The following is a 16929-nucleotide window of genomic DNA, read 5'->3' as shown; positions in this document are numbered from 1 at the left end:
TGTTAAATAGCATATACGTCCGTTATATAGTATATTCTCTTTTTTTAATTTCTTTAAAAGCTCTGTTTTGCTTGTTATTGTTTTCATTCTAACATTCGGTTTTAGGTTGTTCTAATTCTTTTTTACATTTTGCGCATATCACTACTGTGGTCTCACAGGTAACAATTACACTAAGTAATTTGATGCGTTTTATCTCATGTTTGCAACTTTCCATCTTAATGGTATAAACCGCAATTGGAGCAGTAGAAACTTCCTTCTTTCTCTACAATAGGCGTATGGCATTCGCATTCATAGCAATAATGTTGCGGTAGTAAATCTTCGTCGTCTTCTAAATCTGGACTAAAACCATATAGAAAATCAATATAAAATCCAGCTACAAAACCGATAGCTGCAGCGATTATTAAGGCGAGTATTAAATAGTAGTAACTCATAATTATTTTTTTTTAGTGGTTGTATATTTTACCATTTTGTTTCTGAAGGTGAAACGCTTTTATCACCGTAGACAAACGTTCGAACGTCTTTGAGAAACTGTACTGTTTGATCTATTAAATTTTTCATGCTATTTGTATTTTTTGGTTATCATTGATTTAAAACATTCTATAATTTTCGAAACTTCCCACGGCTCCATTTTCTTTAAAGGCTTTTTAACTGGCGATAAATCACTCTTTAAAAAGTTGCTTAATCGTTCGAGGTCGGCAACTTCGCCGTGTCTTTCGCTGGGCACTGTCCATTGCAGCGTTCGGAGATTGGCCATAACGCCTAAGTGCTGTTTGTTCTTGCTATCGAATAATGCCCAATTACTTTTGCTGTGACTTCTACCGCCTTGAACAATAGTTTTAAGTTCTTGTTTTGGATCTTCACCTGTTTGCTGTTTGATGATCTTGACGGCTTGCGCTTGTGTGATGCTTTTTAAACTGGTTCGCGAATTATCTTCGGTTACCCATTGCACCCATTCGTTTTTCATTTCGACTAGGTAGTTGCAATTGTTCATGATGCGCTTTATTTGAAACGGCGTGATGGGTAAGTGATCGCCGTAGACAACGGGTGGTTTGGTTTTAGTTGCTTTCATTTTGATGATGTATTATAAAGTCGGATCTTAATTCTTTACATTCTACAACTTTTATTACTGCATCATTCCCTTTAGTTGACAATGACAAATAATTGTCAGTTTGGGCTTTTGCGTAATCCCTTGCTATTTTTGATGTCTTAGCGATGCAGATTCCTTTTAAGTAAAAAGTTCGGTTACTGATGATTTTTACTCTTACGTGAAAAACTTTATTATTCATTTGTTTTTTGTTTTATTGTTTGTCCGAGTGGCGGGATTCGAACCCGCAGAGATAAACTCATCCACTTTTTAACACTCGGTACCGAATTAACTAACCTATTAATCGATGTTCTCTACGATTCCGTAAAATTCATTGTGACCACATTTAGGACACACATATTCACTGTCGCAGCTTCGTCTTTTTCTAACTTTTACTTGCTGATCAAATGGACCTTCCCATTTGCACGTTTTCTTAGTGCATTGATAAGCGGTTGGTTTCTCGCCGTATCGTACAAATCTCATTTTTGACATTGCTATTTGGTTTTATAGGTTGCTTTTGCGTGCTTGGTAAATGCTTTGTTATTTATTACCATTTTCTCATAGTTCTTAAAGGCGTTCATTTCGGTACTAGACAAATCGTGTTTGCACGTCCAGTTGTTGAATTGATCTTTGCAAACCAAGTGACCGTTAACCGTGTATTCTTGGTGATCTTTTACTGGTATTATTTCTACGCTCATTTTGTCGTTGTTTGTAGTTGGAGTATATTTTGAAATGCAGCCACTCCATATAAATGGCGATGTCTTTTTTATTCAATACTACTAGCAGAATCGCTAGTAGTATTGTGGTGGTGTAATTGCTCATATTACAGGCTTGAAAAGTTTAAATACAAGTTTTGCCATTTGCCATCGGCACCTTTCATTTTGAACTCGTAACCGTAGCCTTTGAGGTGATTCGAGAACGATTCTTTGATTAACTTCAATCCTTCTTTCCATCTTGGATCATCAAACTTGTCTTCGTGCTTGTACAAATCCATTACTCGACCGTATTCGAGATCACCGTTTGCGTTGCGCTCCAAGAAACTCATTAAGATGTCGTGCATCTTGGTATCTCGTTTTTTGATGGCATCACCCAAAAACTCTTTGATCAGTTCGACTGCTTTTCCGCTTCGTTCGTCCCAAACGGGTTCGGTGTCTCTTCGTCGTGTAATGCGCATGGTGTCGTCTGAATTGGTTACTGAAAAACCCCCTTTGGAGTTGCTGCGAACTTTACCGTATTCTGAAAGCTTCACCGCTTGCTTGTCCATTTCGATGTGACAGTACGTTTTGAACTCTCCCAACTCTCTAAATAAGGCACTGGCGGTTAGCAGTACTTTTTCGACCATTTGGTCACGGTCTTTTTCGTAGGTTGCTTTTTCCTTTTCTTCTTTGGCGCGTTCTGCTTTTTTGCGGTTCGCTAACATTTGTTCTAATTCTGCGGTGGTTAATTCGGGTACTAATTGCGTTGTTGTATTCATATTTATGGCTACTTTAAAAATTTATCGTTTGTGAATCCGCCCCAACTGGTAGCGTGTATTTGTTCTAGTGTTTTATTGATCTTATTATCAATATGTTCTGTAACTTGGTAGGTTCTAACTTCGTGCGGAAATATTTCGCCGTTATTGGCTGCTAGTTGACTGAAGTAGGAACCGCGCTCTTGGTTGATTGTGATTCGTTCGCCTGTCGAAAACACTTTGTCTTTTCCATAACTCACACGATCCACTTCGGAGCAGTACAGCAACACGTTGTGCAAGTCCTCAAGGCGTTGGTTTATTATTTCGGTTGTCATAGGCTAGTTTTGATTAATGATGGACATTTCGATTCTGATTCCCGCTACTTTGGTCGTTCTTGGTTTTTGTTCTCGCTTTTTGGCTGCTTCTAATAATACTTTGGGAAATCTTGACATTAATTTGCTAACCGTTTGACACCACAACCAATCTTTGTCTTTTCCTGCAGTGTTCGGGTAATGGCTCAAGAGGTGGCGGCATTCGGTTTCTTCTTTTTTCAATTCGATTAAAAACCATTTGTTCACTGCTGCATTGGCGACCACTTTTTGAAACTCGATTGACGTGAGTGTCACGCTTTCGACCCAGTAGAACCAAAAGGCCAGTAATAGGTCTTGTTTGGTTTCGCATATTTCTAATTGACTCATTAGAAAATCGGCTGCTGATTCTTTGTTGATTGTTGTTTTGCTCATGATGTTTGTTTTTATTGTTCTTTAGATCCCCTTGCTTTTTCGTAACCTTCGTGCCAGACGGTGAACAAACCACCGTTGGGTCCGATCGTCCTACCTTTGCAAACTGCGAGATAGGCATCTACTAATATTTTTTGTTTGGCATTGTATAGTATGTCCTTTTCGAGCTCGGTTCTGGGGTTGCTACCTTGTGCGTGCCCGGTTATAATTATGATTCGGTTTTTGAACGTTTCTTTAAAATCCAAGTACTCTTGAAAGTTTTTAAAGAAGTAGGTGGCCGAGTCGATTATTATCACTTTTGGCGGGTTGCGTTTGTTGGCATATTGTCTCAACTCTTCAACCGAGTACCGTCCTGCTAAAAAATTGTCTTTCACTTCGTGCATGTCAAACATTTCGATTCGTTCTATAAAATCTGAATCGTCGAGCTCCTCTTCAAGTAAATTATATAACACTTTAAAATGCTGGGCTAAGGCTTTTGCTAATTGCATCACAAAAGAACTCTTACCACTACTTGACTGACCCCAAATAAACCAAACCCCTTTGTTTTGTGGTTGTCTAAAGGCTTCGTGAAAATCGCCTGTAAACGGTATTCGATTTATGGTTTGAGCCTTGATGTTTTGAACGTTTAAGGCTTTTTTCATTAGTTGAACATTTGTTTTGGCATGTTCAATACTTTCCGAACAAAGTCTTCAGTCAATTGCTCGCCAATTCGGTCTGCTTCTCGCATTGCTGGAACCAAGCAATCGTGTAACTCGCCATAGTTCTCGCAGTTGGACTGCAAAAAAGTCCTTAGCTTTTTGTCTGTAATCGTTTCTAGGAAGCCTGCAAACGATCGGTCTATATTTGGCAACACTCTTATTCCGAATTTGATGCGGCGGTAAAACTGTCTCATTCCTGCTTTTTTACGCTTGCGTAATTTGTCCAGATTGTCCAGTAGTTCGTCTGTACCGATCATAATGATCGAGCAGTGTCCTGATAGATCGTCGTACAGTTCTTTGGTCATTCCTAGCGTAGGTTGTTTCATGTACTCGCTTTCATCAAAGACGATCATTGGTTTGTAACCATCGAACCTTAGTTTTTGCATGTGCTTAATGATGCTATTGATGTTTTTGCTCTTGGTCTTAGCGGTTGGAATTTTTGCTTTCTCTAAAATCTTATCGATTAAGTCCGAAAGGTTGTCTGAGCTTCCTACTTTGATCACAAACAAATCCAATGGGTTGTGTGAGGCGAACAATGTTGTAGTGAATGTTTTGCCGCAACCTGTTTCTCCTATTATTAAGTTTGTATATCCGTTGTCTTTGGCGTCTTCTAAGACCGACAACATGAAGTTCATTTGATTGGTCGCTACTGGTTGCCAATATTGTTTTTGCAATTGGTACCCGATTGCCTTAGCCACAGCTTCGAACCACTTTGGAGCGATTTCGGTTTTACCAATCATAAAACCTAAGTTTCTCATATTGGACACATAAGACTCATTGATTCCTGTTTTCTTTACGAATTCGTTCGCCGACATTTGGTATAAAGACAAATACGATTCTAATTCTTTTACGATGGCTTGTTTAGTTTCTAAATTCATGGCTGCTGTAGGTATTTGTTAATGTTCACTTTGTTGTTGATGTATTCGTCTTGGTCATCCTGCCAAGTTCTTTCTGCTTTTTTCGCGATCACTGCATCTTGTTTTTGCAGTAGCTTAACCGCCCCTTGTTGCAATCGATCGTTATTTCTCTGGTCTTTGTGCTGGCCTCTTGAATCGACCAGTAAATGCTTGGCTAGTGTGTCGTTGAGCAGTGGATTTTGTGTAAAAAACTGATCAAGAACGTTGGCGTTGTCCGCCCGGGTGTCAGTTATATATTGTACTGCTGTGTTGTTGTAGTCTTTTACCAACTGCAGTTGGTCGACGTCATCATCGTTGCGTTCTGCAATTGCCATAGACTGGATGTACTTTTCTTGGAGTACAAAGCGGTGCTTTTGGTCGGCGCTGATGGCGAGTACTTGGCTGCTGTACTGCTCATCATATAATACAGTCCAGTTTTGGTGCGCTTGATGTCTGAAATTGATGTCAAAACTGTCGTAGGTTCTTTTCATTCCGCTTACTGTCAAATGCAATCCCGATCCTTCTAGTTTGTTGGTGCGTCCCGAAGTTTTACCCAGTGCAAGCAAATAATTTTCGGTAGACATGGGCAGGCGGTGCTCTATTGCGGTATGTTGCCATTGCTCTAGGTATTGCTTTTGCTTTTTGGTGCGCTCGGCTGCAATAATGCTTTCGAGTTGCTTGCGACATCCGCTCTCGTCTGGGAACGTGTGGCGCAGTTTGTTCAACATTTCTGAGTTTGGTTGGTTCTTAGAGCCTGATGCAATCCCGAATCCGCTCCAATTGTCCATTAACTTGCAATAGGTCTTATTGATGTGAGCGAAATACGGCTCGATTACTTTTGATTTCGCATTCTTAACCTTTGCCGGTGTGTAATGCTTAGTGCACGCTTCGTAAATTGGTGTCAATGCCTTTTTTTGGTAATTGTCTGACTGCAACTGGTACGGCATGAAGCGCTCACCAAATAATTCTGCAGTATGATTGATTGCATTGCGCAACGCCTCTTTGATCAGCTCTGGTGTTTCGTGTGTTCCTATTGCGTAACCAACTGGGTATTTATTAAAAGGATCCAGAACCACAACCATTGTCAATCGGTTGTGGTACGTGGTGGTCGAATAGCCTTTTTTGTCGATTGCTGTGTTTTGATACAACAATTCAGAATCCCAACCGTCCAAAGTCCAATACAACATTGGCGAGCTTGGTGCTTGTCTTTTATTTTGCATCAAAATGTTATTAGACAATGCCGAGACCCCGTTGCGACCTGCGTAAATAACCAGATTGGCCTCTTTTTTGCGATTGCCTACTGTTTGCGGTGTGATCGTTGGCCAATTTTGCTGCTCTGCTATAGCATTGTAAACAGTTGCTATCAAGGTATTATCTAAGTTGGTGTGTTTTGCCAGTAGCTCATCCAGTAGGGCTTGCTGTTCACGCTCTTTAACTTTTAGGGCGTTTTTCATTCCGTATTTTTCCGAAATAATACCCGCGTGTCCTTCCTTTTGGTACTTGTTTACTTTGTAACGAAGTGAGCTTTTGGTAGTCGGCAATCTGTGATCTACTTCGTCAAAGGCATTAACATCGCGGCTTAGACTTTCCCAAATATCGACTGACGTACATCCCAATGCTTTTAAATACTGCTTGCGATTTGATTTCATTAGCAAAACAGTGTTTAATACCGATGCTTGATAGGCGTACCTTTCAATAATATTTATGTCAAGTCGTATTGAATCGCCGTAGGTATAAGCGCGATAAAAGTCAAGCGCATCACCATCAGTCATATATTGCTGTGCAAACCAAGATTTCTTGATTGCTTCTTTTGGCTTTCCAAACTTGGTAGTAAGGCGGTCTTTCCACTCTTGACATAAACTTGAAAACTCCACAAGAGCATCACAACCTAATGATGCACGGCGCAATTGATTTTCTGAACAAGTAGGCGATAAAAAGCGCTTATTTATTGCGTTATAGCTTATTAACTTCACGCTCTCGGAATGGTAGTCACGGTCACAAATCAAGTGATTGATTTTAAAGCCGAGCTTACTGTCGTGATATTCGTATGGTGTCTCCAAATCGATGTTGTTTTAAAGTCCTTTTAATGTCTTGTCCACTGCAAGAGTCATTTTTCTGTAATCGCCCTTAATGGCCTCTGACGTTTCTGAAGTCCTGTCATTATTCAGTGACATAGTGATAAATCTTTTAGAAACGCCGTACTTTTCTTTCAGCCTATCTACAATATCTGTATTGTAGATATTTTTCTTTTTCGTAGGTTTGTCCATTGTTTAAATTGTTCCGTTGTTGAGAACAAATATACAAACATGTTTGTAATAGAAAAACTTTTATACAAACATTTTTATAATTTTTAATACAACAAAATGGAAATACCTGTAGAAAACCAGAGAATACGCACTATTATAGAACTTTTCTGTGACGGAAGCGAGAATCAATTTAGTAAGGAAATTGGCATAAGTCAACCACGAATTAACAGATTGTTTCATCTTGATGTCCGAAATGGTAAGTATCCTGTTGTCACATTTGACATCATAAAGGCAATTATAAACAAGTTTGTAGGTTTGTCAGCTGAATGGCTGATTACAGGAGTTGGTGAAATTCGCAAGTCAGAATCTATTCCTTATGTAGAACATCCTGAGAGTAAAGAAGTAGTGGAGGAACCAGGATCAAAGGTTTTCAAATTAAAAACTGACCACTTACTATCAAGACAAGCCGTACCACTATATGATATACAAGCGTCTGCGTCCATAGTGTCGTTGTTTCGAGATGCTGCCAAAGAAAAACCAATCGATCATATCTCTATTCCCAATTTACCCAAATGCGATGGCGCGATCTACGTAAGTGGAGACAGTATGTACCCATTGTTGAAAAGTGGTGATATAATCATGTACAAAAAATTAGCACCATCGATAGAAAACATATTCTGGGGAGAAATGTACCTGGTGTCGCTAACCAATGACGATGGCGATGAGTTTGTTATGGTGAAGTGGGTTCAAAAATCAGATCAAGGTATAGAATACATAAAACTGGTGTCCGAAAACAGACACCACCAATCAAAAGACTTTCACCTCAAGAATGTAAAGGGATTGGCACTAATAAAGGCCAGTGTTAGGGTTAATTCTATGTACTAAATATTAAAATGCTATAAATCAACGTATTAACTATTTTAGATGTTCTTTTTTGTGTATTTCGGGGTTCGCTAAGTTCTTTTTTAGCTTGTTTGGCGTTAATTTAGATACAATACGGGGTTTTGTATCGGCACTATCACTACACTAAAAAGGCTACCCATGAGGCTACCCATTGGGCTACGCATACATAAAAACAGGCATATTAATCAATTGTACAAATAGGTGTTTAAACAGGTCTTTAAAAGTGTTTAAATACTTACATATTACTCGCTAAATGCCTGTTTATAGTAGCTTTTAGACCGTTTTAGCTTGTCAATGGTAGTTGATTGGTTTGTTTGGTATTTAAAGCTTTTTATAATGGTAGTTAAATGGTACTTAATGGTAGCTTATGTACATTTTAATTTTAAAGGCAAAAGGCTCCCACATTGCTGTGAGAGCCTTGTTTTATTGGACTTTTCGACCTTTTTTATATTACTATTATTGTTTATCTTAATTTATAGCCCGTAATTTTTGAAGCAAAAAGTATGTCTTCTTGATCATCAATGATTAAAATGGAGGCATTTGTTTTTTTCATTTTCGGCTGATATTTTATTTTCTGAAGCGTTAATTAAAACACATGCTAATGTGTAGTGTTCGGTTCCGATCAAAAGGTGTTCATTAATGAACAGTTAAAATATTTAATTTTTTTTAATTTACTCATGTTCAGTTAGTTGTTGTTTTTAAATCAGTGGCACGAAAATCCCTTTATACACAACAAATAAGTAGCAATGGACACCGTCATTAAAAGTAAAAGTAACAAAAATAAGTACGTATTAATCGCATTACCAATTATCTTGATTTTAGGATATGTAGTTTTTACATCGGCAACAAAAAAGAGAAGTCTTACCATAAAAAGAAATGAAATTTCGATAAAATCAGTCGAAGGTAATTATTTTGAAGATTTTATGTCTTTTCAAGCAAAGGCAGTTCCGCTAAACTCGATGCTGATTAATATTATTGAGGGTGGATCTGTTCAGGAAATTTTTGTCGAAAATGGTGATGAAGTAAGCAAAGGACAACCGTTAGCAAAATTGTACAATCCTAATTCAGAATTGGCGTATATGCAACAAGAAACCGCTATTATTGAGCAAATTAATAATCTGAATAAAGCGAAACTCGATTTGAGAAACCAAGAATTAAATCTTAGTAAAGATTTGATTGCAATCGAACACGATTATTTAGATGCCAAAAATTTATATGATTTGAATAAAAATTTATTTGAGCAGGAAATTTTAGCTAAAAGCGAGTGGAACAAGACCAAAGAAAATTTTCGTTTTCAACAAGAGCGAATGGGAATTATAAAACAAAGTGTAAGTAAAGAAAAGCAAGCCAATTTAGTACAAATTTCACAATTCAATCAATCGATTGGAGTAATGAATAAAAGTCTTGGAATTTTAAGAACTAACAAAAAAAACTTTCTGGTTACGGCGCCACTTTCCGGAAGATTGTCTTCATTTGAACCTATTCTTGGAAAAAATTATCCTGAAAATTCTACGATCGGAATTATAGATGACCGTAAAGGGTATAAATTGGTAGCAGATGTTGATGAGTTTTATCTGGATCGTATTTCCGAGCTGCAAAAAGGAACGGTTATTTTTGACAATAAAAACATAGCAGTTCAAATAACTAAAGTAATTCCAGAAATAAAAAACGGAAGATTTTTAGTCGAACTGGATTTCATATCTAATGAAAAATTGGATTTAAAGCAAGGATTGAGTTTTGGTGTAAAACTAAATTTATCTGAAAAATCTAAAACAATTGTCGTTTCAAAGGGAAGTTTTAATGAAGAAACGGGAGGAAAATGGATTTTTGTGCTTAAAGGAAACCAAGCAGAAAGAAGAGCCATTAAATTAGGAAAAGAAAATCCGTTGTATTATGAAGTTTTGGAAGGATTAAAACCTGGAGAAAAAGTTATTACATCCTCTTACAAAGATTACAAGCAAGTTGAAGTTTTAAATTTAGAATAAGCAGAAGTAAGTAGTACTTAGTTCTTAGTGAATATTAAAAAAATAACAGCAATCAAAAAACGAATAGTATGATCAAAATCAAAAACCTTTCAAAAGTATTTAGAACCGAAGAAATTGAAACCAAAGCTTTAAGCGAAGTATCATTAACCATTAATCAAGGTGATTTTATTTCGATAATGGGAGCATCAGGAAGTGGAAAGTCGACTTTACTGAATATTGTGGGATTATTAGATAGCGCCTCTAGCGGAAGTTACCAATTACTCGATCAGGAAATGGTGGGTTTGAAAGAAAAGCAAAAATCGAAGGTGAGAAAAGAAAATATCGGATTTATTTTTCAAAACTTCAATTTAATCGATGAATTATCAGTGTATGATAATATTGAATTACCGTTGATTTACAGCAAAATTCCTTCGGCAGAAAGAAAACAAAAAGTAGCAGCAATTGCCGAAAAACTAAATATTTCGCACCGGTTGAAACATTATCCGCAACAACTTTCTGGAGGACAACAGCAGCGCGTTGCAGTAGCAAGAGCATTAATTAATGATCCGAAAATTATTCTTGCCGATGAACCTACAGGAAATCTTGATAGTAAAAACGGAAATGAAGTAATGGAATTATTGACCGATTTGCATGCCAATGGCGCTACCATTTTGATGGTTACACACTCTGATTATGATGCTTCTTTTTCGCAAAAAACAATTTTGATGAAAGACGGAATTGTACTTTCTGAAAAAACGAATAGTCGTAATGTTGATGTACTAATCACTCCATAAATTTGAGAATCATGCTAAAAAATTGGACAAATATATTTTTCTATCACATCAAAAATAATAAGCTTTTTACAGTCTTAAATGTTTTGGGTTTAGCAATAGGAATAGCAGGATTAATTTTTGCCACGCTCTATTGGAACGACGAGCAAAGTTATAACGAATGGAACCCGAATAAAGATACTGTTTTTCAAGTCTTAGTAGATATGGAAGACGGCAAAGTATGGAACAATATTCCAGTTACAATGGCACCATTTGTAAAAGATGATTCCAACATCGAAGAAATGATGTACTCTGAAAACTGGTACCAATCACTACTTTACAAATACAATGGCAAGAAAATATTTGTTGACAAAGTCTTTAATGCCGAAAATAATTTTTTTAATTTTTTCCCTTTTGAGTTTATTAAAGGAAATCAAAAAACGGCTTTACAAAACGAGAACAGTATTGCACTAACACAAAAAACGGCAGCACTTTTTTTTGGAATTGAAAATCCAATTGGCAAACAAATTCAGTATGAAGATCAAATATTAACGGTCTCAGCCATCTATAAAATTACTGGAAATTCCGCAGTTGCTCCAGATGCGGTGGTCAATAGAATGAAAGCTAAAATAAATGCAGATAAAGAGCAATGGGGAAATTTTAATAATGGTTGGTACATCAAATTAAAAGATCCTTCAAAAAAGGGTGATCTTGAAGCAAAAATTAAAACGATTTTTTATACTAATAAAATAGCAAAAGAAGCAAAAGAAGAAGGGATTACCATAAAACAATATGAAGCACAATACGGAGCTTTTAATTTTTCTTTAGAATCTCTAGCTATGTCTCGAATGGATACCAAAGGACCAGGGTCTCCAGAGGGAAAAGGCAACAATCAATTTTTATTGATCATGATTGGTTTGTCTGTTTTAATTTTGACTTTATCCATTGTTAATTACGTAAATCTAGCCACAGCAAATGCATTACGTAGAGCAAAAGAAGTGGGTGTTAGAAAAATTGTGGGCGCATCACAAGCTAATATTATAAAGCAATTTTTGTTTGAAACTATAATTACAGTGATCGTTGCAATTTCGCTAGCCTTAGTTATAGTCGAACTTTCATTGCCTTACTACAATGAATTTTTAGACAAACAATTAATTATTTATGGAAGTCAATTTTTTCTGGAGATCATAATAATTTTTGTAGTCACAGTAATTTTTGCAGGTATTTTTCCCGCTTTTTATGTATCTAATTTTGAGACTTTAAAAGTGTTAAAAGGAAATTTTGGAAGAAACAAAAGCGGCGTTTGGCTGCGAAATACGATGCTAATTGTACAGTTTGCAATTGCTTCTTTCTTTATTATTGGTTCTTATATCGTTTTTCAACAGGTACAGTATTTAGGAAATAAAGATCTAGGATTTTCTGGCGAGCAAGTTTTAGAAATTTTTTACTTTAAACCAGATGCGATTCGGAATGATAAAAATTCAGTACAACTCATATTTGATCGGTACACAACGACTAAAAATGAAGTTTCAAAAATAAAAGGAGTAGAGCAAGTAGCTACAGCAGCCTTACGATTTGGTGGCGGTAACGACTCTTCTTCGAGTTTTAATTATAAAGGCTCCAACATTCAAGGGCAGAATATTGCTGTTGATTTTGGTTTTCTAGAGATGATGAAAATAGAGATGATTCAAGGGCGTTATTTGGATCCTAAAATCGCATCAGACACCATAAATTCTATGATGGTCAATGAAACTGCTTTAAAAATGATGAAGGAGAAAGATCCCATTGGTAAAACTGTAGATTGGAACGGTAATAAACTTAAAATTGTAGGAGTAGTAAAAGATTTTAGCCTTTTTAGCCCACAAGGAAAAGTGCCTCCAATGGTTTTCTTTCACTTTAAAACCATCGACTGGACGATTGGTAATTTAAATTATCTCTATGTAAAAGTAAATACCGAAAACACAGCGCAAACCATTGCAGATATTGAAAAATTTTGGGTAAAAAATGTCGATTCCGATTATCCATTTCAATATGATTTTATAGATAAAAGTTACAAAAGAACTTATCAAACGTATGTGAAACAAAAAAATCTCTTCTCCTTATTAAACATAGTTGTTATTGTCATTGCGCTGTTTGGTTTATTTGCTTTGGCTTCCTACTCGATAGAAAGACGCATGAAAGAGATTGCCATCAGAAAAACGCTTGGTGCCGAAACCAACGTTTTACTATTAGAACTCTCGAAACAGTACATTCTTTTTTGCATTATTGGGTTTTTAATCGCCTTGTTTCCCGTGTATTATTTATTGAATAAATGGCTGGAGAATTTTGCTAACCGAATCGAAATTTCAGTGTATCCCTTTATAATAGGATTTGTTGCTTTGCTATTTCTAACGCTAATAGTAGTGCTATCAAGAGCGTATCAAGCCACAAGAGTTGATGTATTAAAATATTTAAAATACGAATAACAATGCTTAAAAACTATATAAAAATATTCATTTATCATTTAAATCATAACAAACTGTTTTCATTTCTGAATGTTTTCGGATTGGCCATTGGAATTGCGGGCTTAATTTTTTCGTTATTGTATTGGAATGACGAACAAAGTTATAATGACTGGAATCCTGAAAAAGACAAGGTGTATCAGGTTCTAGTGCAGTTAACAGGAATGCCTGTTTTTTCTGATTGTTCATTATTTCTAAGACCTGTTCTAGCTAAAGATCCCAATGTAGAAAATGTAGTTTATGCTGACAGCTGGTATCAAAAGGATAAAATTGTCTATAAAGACAAGAAAGTACTAGTCGAAAAAATTATAAATGTTGAAACTGATTTCTTTGCTCTTTTTCCATTCAAAATTATTAAAGGCGATGCTATTTCGGCACTAAAAGATGATTCAAGTATTGCTATCTCCGATGCTATTGCTAAACGCCTTTTTGGAGAAGAAAATCCAATTGGTAAACAAATAACATGTTTGGATCAAATGTTTGTAGTGCGCGCTGTGTATCAAACTCCAACAAACTCTTCGATTGCTCCAGATGTTGTAATGAATAAAATGAAAGAATTGATAAGAGACAATGCGACAGGTCTTTTTATTTTTAAACTACTTCTGAAAGTTAAAGACCCTTCAAAAATTGAGACCACACGTGCTAGCTTAGAACAAGTATATAATATTGATTTCATTAAAAGAGAGGCCCAGCAAGAAGGTTTTACTTTCGAAGATATGGCTAATAAAATAGGTCATTTTGAGGTTTTTATTGAGCCACTTTCAAAAGCAAGATTGCACTCTGTTGCAGATGGATATCCAGAGGGGAGAGGTAATTATCAGTTTTTGTTGATTATGGTAGGGTTATCCGTTTTAATACTCATTCTTTCGATTGTAAACTATATCAATTTGGCTACAGCTAATGCGGTTAAACGCGCTAAAGAAGTGGGTGTTCGTAAAGTTGTGGGTGCTTCAAAAAGTACTATTGTTATTCAATTTATTTTAGAAACGGTTCTAATAAGTTTATTATCTATTTTGCTGGCATTAGTAATTGTCGAAATAACATTACCGTATTACAATGATTTTTTAAACAAGAGTTTGCGGATAATGGGTAGTCAGTTTTACCTTCAATTAATTCTGATTGTAGTTTTAATTGTTTTGTTTGCAGGAATACTTCCAGCCATTTATGTGGCTAATTTTGAAACACTAAAAGTGTTGAAAGGAAATTTTTCTAGAAGTAAAAGTGGAATTTGGCTGCGCAACGGAATGCTGATTTTTCAGTTTACAATAGCTACTTTTTTTATTGTTGGTTCTTATATTGTCTACCAGCAAATTGATTATCTATCAAATAAAGATTTAGGTTTTAAAGGAGATCAAGTGATTGCAATTAATTTAAATTTTCCTAAATCAGATTATGAGGTTGCAAACGTTGGACAAAACATCTACAAGAAATACAGTACAATTAAACAAGAACTCTCTAAAATAAAAGGTGTTGATCAGGTTTCTACAGGCTTGCTTTCATTTGACGGTTTTGATAACTCATTAGGCGGTGTATTGTATAATGATGAACTTTTTAAAGAACGAACAATTGCAGTTGATTTTGGTCTGTTCGAAATGATGAAAATAGAAGTAGTTCAAGGAAGGTCGCTAAACCAAAAATATGCCTCGGATACTATTAATTCTGTGGTGATTAATGAAAAAGCACAAAAATTGATGGACATGAAAGAACCGATAGGAAAAGAATTAATTATCAAACAACGAAAATTAAAAATTATAGGAGTTGTTAAAGATTTTAACCTGTTGAGTCCCGAAGCTGATGTCTCTGGCATGTATTTTTATCATTTTAAAACTGTTGATATGGCACAGAATATAGGTACCGTTTTTGTGAAACTAAAATCCGATAATATTGAAAATACTATTGCAGATATTGAAAAATTATGGGCGAAAGTGGATTCTGAGTATCCTTTTAAATATGATTTTATTGATAAACAATATGCCAGAAGCTATGAGTCGTATGTCAAGCAAAAAAATCTATTTTCACTGTTAAATGTGGTGGTAATTTTAATTGCTCTTTTCGGATTGTTCGCGTTGGCCTCGTATTCCATTCAAAGACGAATGAAAGAAATTGCAATTAGAAAAACTCTTGGAGCCGAAACAAATTTCTTATTGATCGAACTCTCTAAACAATATATTTTGTACTGTATAATAGGTTTTTTAATCGCCTTATTTCCAATATATTATTTACTTAATAGGTGGCTAGAAAATTTTGCTTACAGAATTGAAATTTCTATTTATCCGTTTATAATTGGATTTGCTGCATTACTGTCTTTAACGCTATTAGTAGTGCTTTCAAGAGCGTATCAAGCGACCAAAGTTGATGTTTTAAAATACCTTAAATATGAATAATAAACTCTTTTTAACGGTCCTTTTTGTTGCTTTTACAGCAGTAGCAAGTGGTCAAGAAGATTCTTGGTCGGTTACCAAATGTATTTCGGTAGGTTTACAAAATAACATCGAAATTAAAATAAGACAATTAGAAATAAAGCGCACTGAAAAATTACAAAACTCCGTTTTAAACCGAATGTTGCCCGCTGTTACTTTATATGGAGATCAAAGTTATAATTTTGGTTCTACGATCGATCCTTCTACCAACGGGAGAGTGAGTTCTAACATTCAAAATGATAATTTTTATTTGAATGCAAAAATGAATCTAATTGATTTTAGTGCTTTTGCAAATGCTCAAAAAGATAAAATAAATATTGAGTTGGCGAAAGCAGATGCAGCAGTGATCGAAAATGAGTATAAACTTCAGATTTTAGAAAGTTATTACCAAGCGCTTTACACCCAAGAATTAGTAAAAATTCAGAAAGCGCAATTCAAACAAAGTGAATTCAACTTAGAGCGAATAACCAAAGAAGTAAATATTGGTAGCAAACCGCAAAGCGACTTATACGACATGCAATTAAGTTTTTCTGAAGATGAAAGTCGGAACATGCAAACCGAACAATTGTACGGAATTCAAAAAATGCAGTTATTTCAGTTGTTAAATTTCACTGACATTGCAATAAATCAAATTGAATTGGAAACTGAGCTTTTATCAGGAAAAGAGCAAACTACGCTTTACAATCCAAAAGTAAAAAGAGCAGAACTTCAATTTGCAAATAGTTTAAAAACGATAAATCTAGAACGAGCTGCAAATTTACCGATAGTATCTGCCTTTTATGGGTATTCGACTTTTTACTATAAAAATTTAAAAATGGAAGATCCGAATGCTCCTGTTTTTTTTAGTCAGTTGCAAGATAATAAAAGTGAGCAAGTAGGATTGCAGTTGGCTGTTCCTGTTTTTAATGGATTTCGCAATACTAAAAAGATTAGCGCAGCTAAAATAGAGCGTGAAAAAACGAAGCAATTTATGCAGCAAGAGGAAGAAGATTTAGAAAAACAAGTTGTTCTAGAAGAACAAAATGCTCAAAATTATCTCAAACTTCAGCAGAAATTAGTCGAAAAGCAACGCTACGCAAGAGCTTCGTTAGCCACGACACAAGCCAAATTTGATAACGGAAAAATAGAAGCTATTTTATATTCTACAATAAAAAACCAATTGCTTATGGCCGAATATGAAGTATTGAAAAATAAACTTCAAATACAATTTACAAGTTTAAAGATTGATTTGCTAAAATTTAACAGCTTCTAGAATGC

The 16929-nt window shown here is 35.5% G+C and carries 17 protein-coding genes; 6 read left to right on the top strand and 11 right to left on the bottom strand.

Annotated elements, in window-relative coordinates:
- Positions 1-215: 215 nt before the first annotated feature.
- From AP058_RS16895 to AP058_RS09195, 11 genes are all read right to left on the bottom strand, one after another.
- On the bottom strand, positions 216-431 hold the full coding sequence (locus AP058_RS16895; RefSeq protein WP_157492666.1) for a hypothetical protein: 216 nt from the start codon (positions 429-431) through the stop codon (positions 216-218).
- Positions 432-559: 128 nt separating this feature from the next.
- Positions 560-1069: a hypothetical protein gene (locus tag AP058_RS09235; RefSeq protein WP_066309575.1), complete on the bottom strand. Its 510-nt coding sequence runs from the start codon at positions 1067-1069 to the stop codon at positions 560-562.
- Between the two features lie 315 nt (positions 1070-1384).
- Complete coding sequence (locus tag AP058_RS16885) at positions 1385-1576, bottom strand: hypothetical protein (protein WP_157492663.1); 192 nt, start codon at positions 1574-1576, stop codon at positions 1385-1387.
- A gap of 2 nt (positions 1577-1578) precedes the next feature.
- Complete coding sequence (locus AP058_RS09230; RefSeq protein ID WP_066309572.1) at positions 1579-1782, bottom strand: hypothetical protein; 204 nt, start codon at positions 1780-1782, stop codon at positions 1579-1581.
- Positions 1783-1907: 125 nt separating this feature from the next.
- Positions 1908-2558: a DUF3164 family protein gene (locus tag AP058_RS09225; protein WP_066309570.1), complete on the bottom strand. Its 651-nt coding sequence runs from the start codon at positions 2556-2558 to the stop codon at positions 1908-1910.
- 8 nt (positions 2559-2566) lie between these two features.
- A complete protein-coding gene (locus AP058_RS09220; protein WP_157492662.1) occupies positions 2567-2869 on the bottom strand; it encodes a hypothetical protein in 303 nt (100 codons plus the stop codon).
- A 3-nt stretch (positions 2870-2872) separates the two neighbouring features.
- Positions 2873-3277, bottom strand: coding sequence for a hypothetical protein (locus tag AP058_RS09215; protein WP_066309564.1), 405 nt, complete (start codon positions 3275-3277; stop codon positions 2873-2875).
- 11 nt (positions 3278-3288) lie between these two features.
- Complete coding sequence (locus tag AP058_RS09210; protein WP_066309562.1) at positions 3289-3915, bottom strand: ATP-binding protein; 627 nt, start codon at positions 3913-3915, stop codon at positions 3289-3291.
- Positions 3915-4850, bottom strand: a complete 936-nt coding sequence (locus tag AP058_RS09205; RefSeq protein ID WP_066309560.1) for an AAA family ATPase — start codon at positions 4848-4850, stop codon at positions 3915-3917. The genes AP058_RS09210 and AP058_RS09205 overlap by 1 nt, the downstream gene beginning before the upstream one ends.
- Positions 4847-6928 carry a hypothetical protein gene (locus AP058_RS09200; protein ID WP_157492660.1) on the bottom strand — a complete coding sequence of 694 codons (2082 nt, stop codon included), beginning with the start codon at positions 6926-6928 and terminating at the stop codon, positions 4847-4849. The genes AP058_RS09205 and AP058_RS09200 overlap by 4 nt, the downstream gene beginning before the upstream one ends.
- Positions 6929-6940: 12 nt before the next feature.
- Positions 6941-7135, bottom strand: a complete 195-nt coding sequence (locus AP058_RS09195; protein WP_066309553.1) for a hypothetical protein — start codon at positions 7133-7135, stop codon at positions 6941-6943.
- A gap of 96 nt (positions 7136-7231) precedes the next feature.
- Between AP058_RS09195 and AP058_RS09190 the strand changes: the two genes are divergently transcribed.
- The 6 genes from AP058_RS09190 (at position 7232) to AP058_RS09165 (ending at position 16924) form a co-directional block, all read left to right on the top strand.
- Positions 7232-7999, top strand: a complete 768-nt coding sequence (locus AP058_RS09190; protein WP_066309550.1) for a S24 family peptidase — start codon at positions 7232-7234, stop codon at positions 7997-7999.
- Between the two features lie 764 nt (positions 8000-8763).
- Positions 8764-10002, top strand: coding sequence for an efflux RND transporter periplasmic adaptor subunit (locus tag AP058_RS09185; RefSeq protein ID WP_066309547.1), 1239 nt, complete (start codon positions 8764-8766; stop codon positions 10000-10002).
- 68 nt (positions 10003-10070) lie between these two features.
- Positions 10071-10775: an ABC transporter ATP-binding protein gene (locus AP058_RS09180; protein ID WP_066309544.1), complete on the top strand. Its 705-nt coding sequence runs from the start codon at positions 10071-10073 to the stop codon at positions 10773-10775.
- 11 nt (positions 10776-10786) lie between these two features.
- Positions 10787-13216 (top strand): ABC transporter permease, encoded by a 2430-nt coding sequence (locus tag AP058_RS09175; protein ID WP_066309541.1) that lies wholly within the window; start codon positions 10787-10789, stop codon positions 13214-13216.
- Positions 13217-13218: 2 nt separating this feature from the next.
- Positions 13219-15636, top strand: a complete 2418-nt coding sequence (locus AP058_RS09170) for an ABC transporter permease (protein WP_066309540.1) — start codon at positions 13219-13221, stop codon at positions 15634-15636.
- Complete coding sequence (locus AP058_RS09165; protein ID WP_066309539.1) at positions 15629-16924, top strand: TolC family protein; 1296 nt, start codon at positions 15629-15631, stop codon at positions 16922-16924. The genes AP058_RS09170 and AP058_RS09165 overlap by 8 nt, the downstream gene beginning before the upstream one ends.
- Positions 16925-16929 lie beyond the last annotated feature (5 nt).

This window comes from Flavobacterium sp. TAB 87, from assembly GCF_001529295.1.
Taxonomy (GTDB): Bacteria; Bacteroidota; Bacteroidia; order Flavobacteriales; family Flavobacteriaceae; genus Flavobacterium.
Note: the sequence above shows the minus strand (reverse complement) of the source record. Positions and strands in the feature narration are given on the sequence as shown.

What these genes read in the sequence shown, in the direction of transcription:
- AP058_RS09170 (WP_066309540.1), top strand. Translation starts at nt 13,219, where the DNA reads ATGCTTAAAAACTATATAAAAATATTCATTTATCATTTAAATCATAAC.
- AP058_RS09230 (WP_066309572.1), bottom strand. Translation starts at nt 1,782, where the DNA reads ATGAGCGTAGAAATAATACCAGTAAAAGATCACCAAGAATACACGGTT.
- AP058_RS09180 (WP_066309544.1), top strand. Translation starts at nt 10,071, where the DNA reads ATGATCAAAATCAAAAACCTTTCAAAAGTATTTAGAACCGAAGAAATT.
- AP058_RS16895 (WP_157492666.1), bottom strand. Translation starts at nt 431, where the DNA reads ATGAGTTACTACTATTTAATACTCGCCTTAATAATCGCTGCAGCTATC.
- AP058_RS09185 (WP_066309547.1), top strand. Translation starts at nt 8,764, where the DNA reads ATGGACACCGTCATTAAAAGTAAAAGTAACAAAAATAAGTACGTATTA.
- AP058_RS09165 (WP_066309539.1), top strand. Translation starts at nt 15,629, where the DNA reads ATGAATAATAAACTCTTTTTAACGGTCCTTTTTGTTGCTTTTACAGCA.
- AP058_RS09175 (WP_066309541.1), top strand. Translation starts at nt 10,787, where the DNA reads ATGCTAAAAAATTGGACAAATATATTTTTCTATCACATCAAAAATAAT.
- AP058_RS16885 (WP_157492663.1), bottom strand. Translation starts at nt 1,576, where the DNA reads ATGTCAAAAATGAGATTTGTACGATACGGCGAGAAACCAACCGCTTAT.
- AP058_RS09215 (WP_066309564.1), bottom strand. Translation starts at nt 3,277, where the DNA reads ATGAGCAAAACAACAATCAACAAAGAATCAGCAGCCGATTTTCTAATG.
- AP058_RS09225 (WP_066309570.1), bottom strand. Translation starts at nt 2,558, where the DNA reads ATGAATACAACAACGCAATTAGTACCCGAATTAACCACCGCAGAATTA.
- AP058_RS09210 (WP_066309562.1), bottom strand. Translation starts at nt 3,915, where the DNA reads ATGAAAAAAGCCTTAAACGTTCAAAACATCAAGGCTCAAACCATAAAT.
- AP058_RS09195 (WP_066309553.1), bottom strand. Translation starts at nt 7,135, where the DNA reads ATGGACAAACCTACGAAAAAGAAAAATATCTACAATACAGATATTGTA.
- AP058_RS09235 (WP_066309575.1), bottom strand. Translation starts at nt 1,069, where the DNA reads ATGAAAGCAACTAAAACCAAACCACCCGTTGTCTACGGCGATCACTTA.
- AP058_RS09205 (WP_066309560.1), bottom strand. Translation starts at nt 4,850, where the DNA reads ATGAATTTAGAAACTAAACAAGCCATCGTAAAAGAATTAGAATCGTAT.
- AP058_RS09190 (WP_066309550.1), top strand. Translation starts at nt 7,232, where the DNA reads ATGGAAATACCTGTAGAAAACCAGAGAATACGCACTATTATAGAACTT.
- AP058_RS09220 (WP_157492662.1), bottom strand. Translation starts at nt 2,869, where the DNA reads ATGACAACCGAAATAATAAACCAACGCCTTGAGGACTTGCACAACGTG.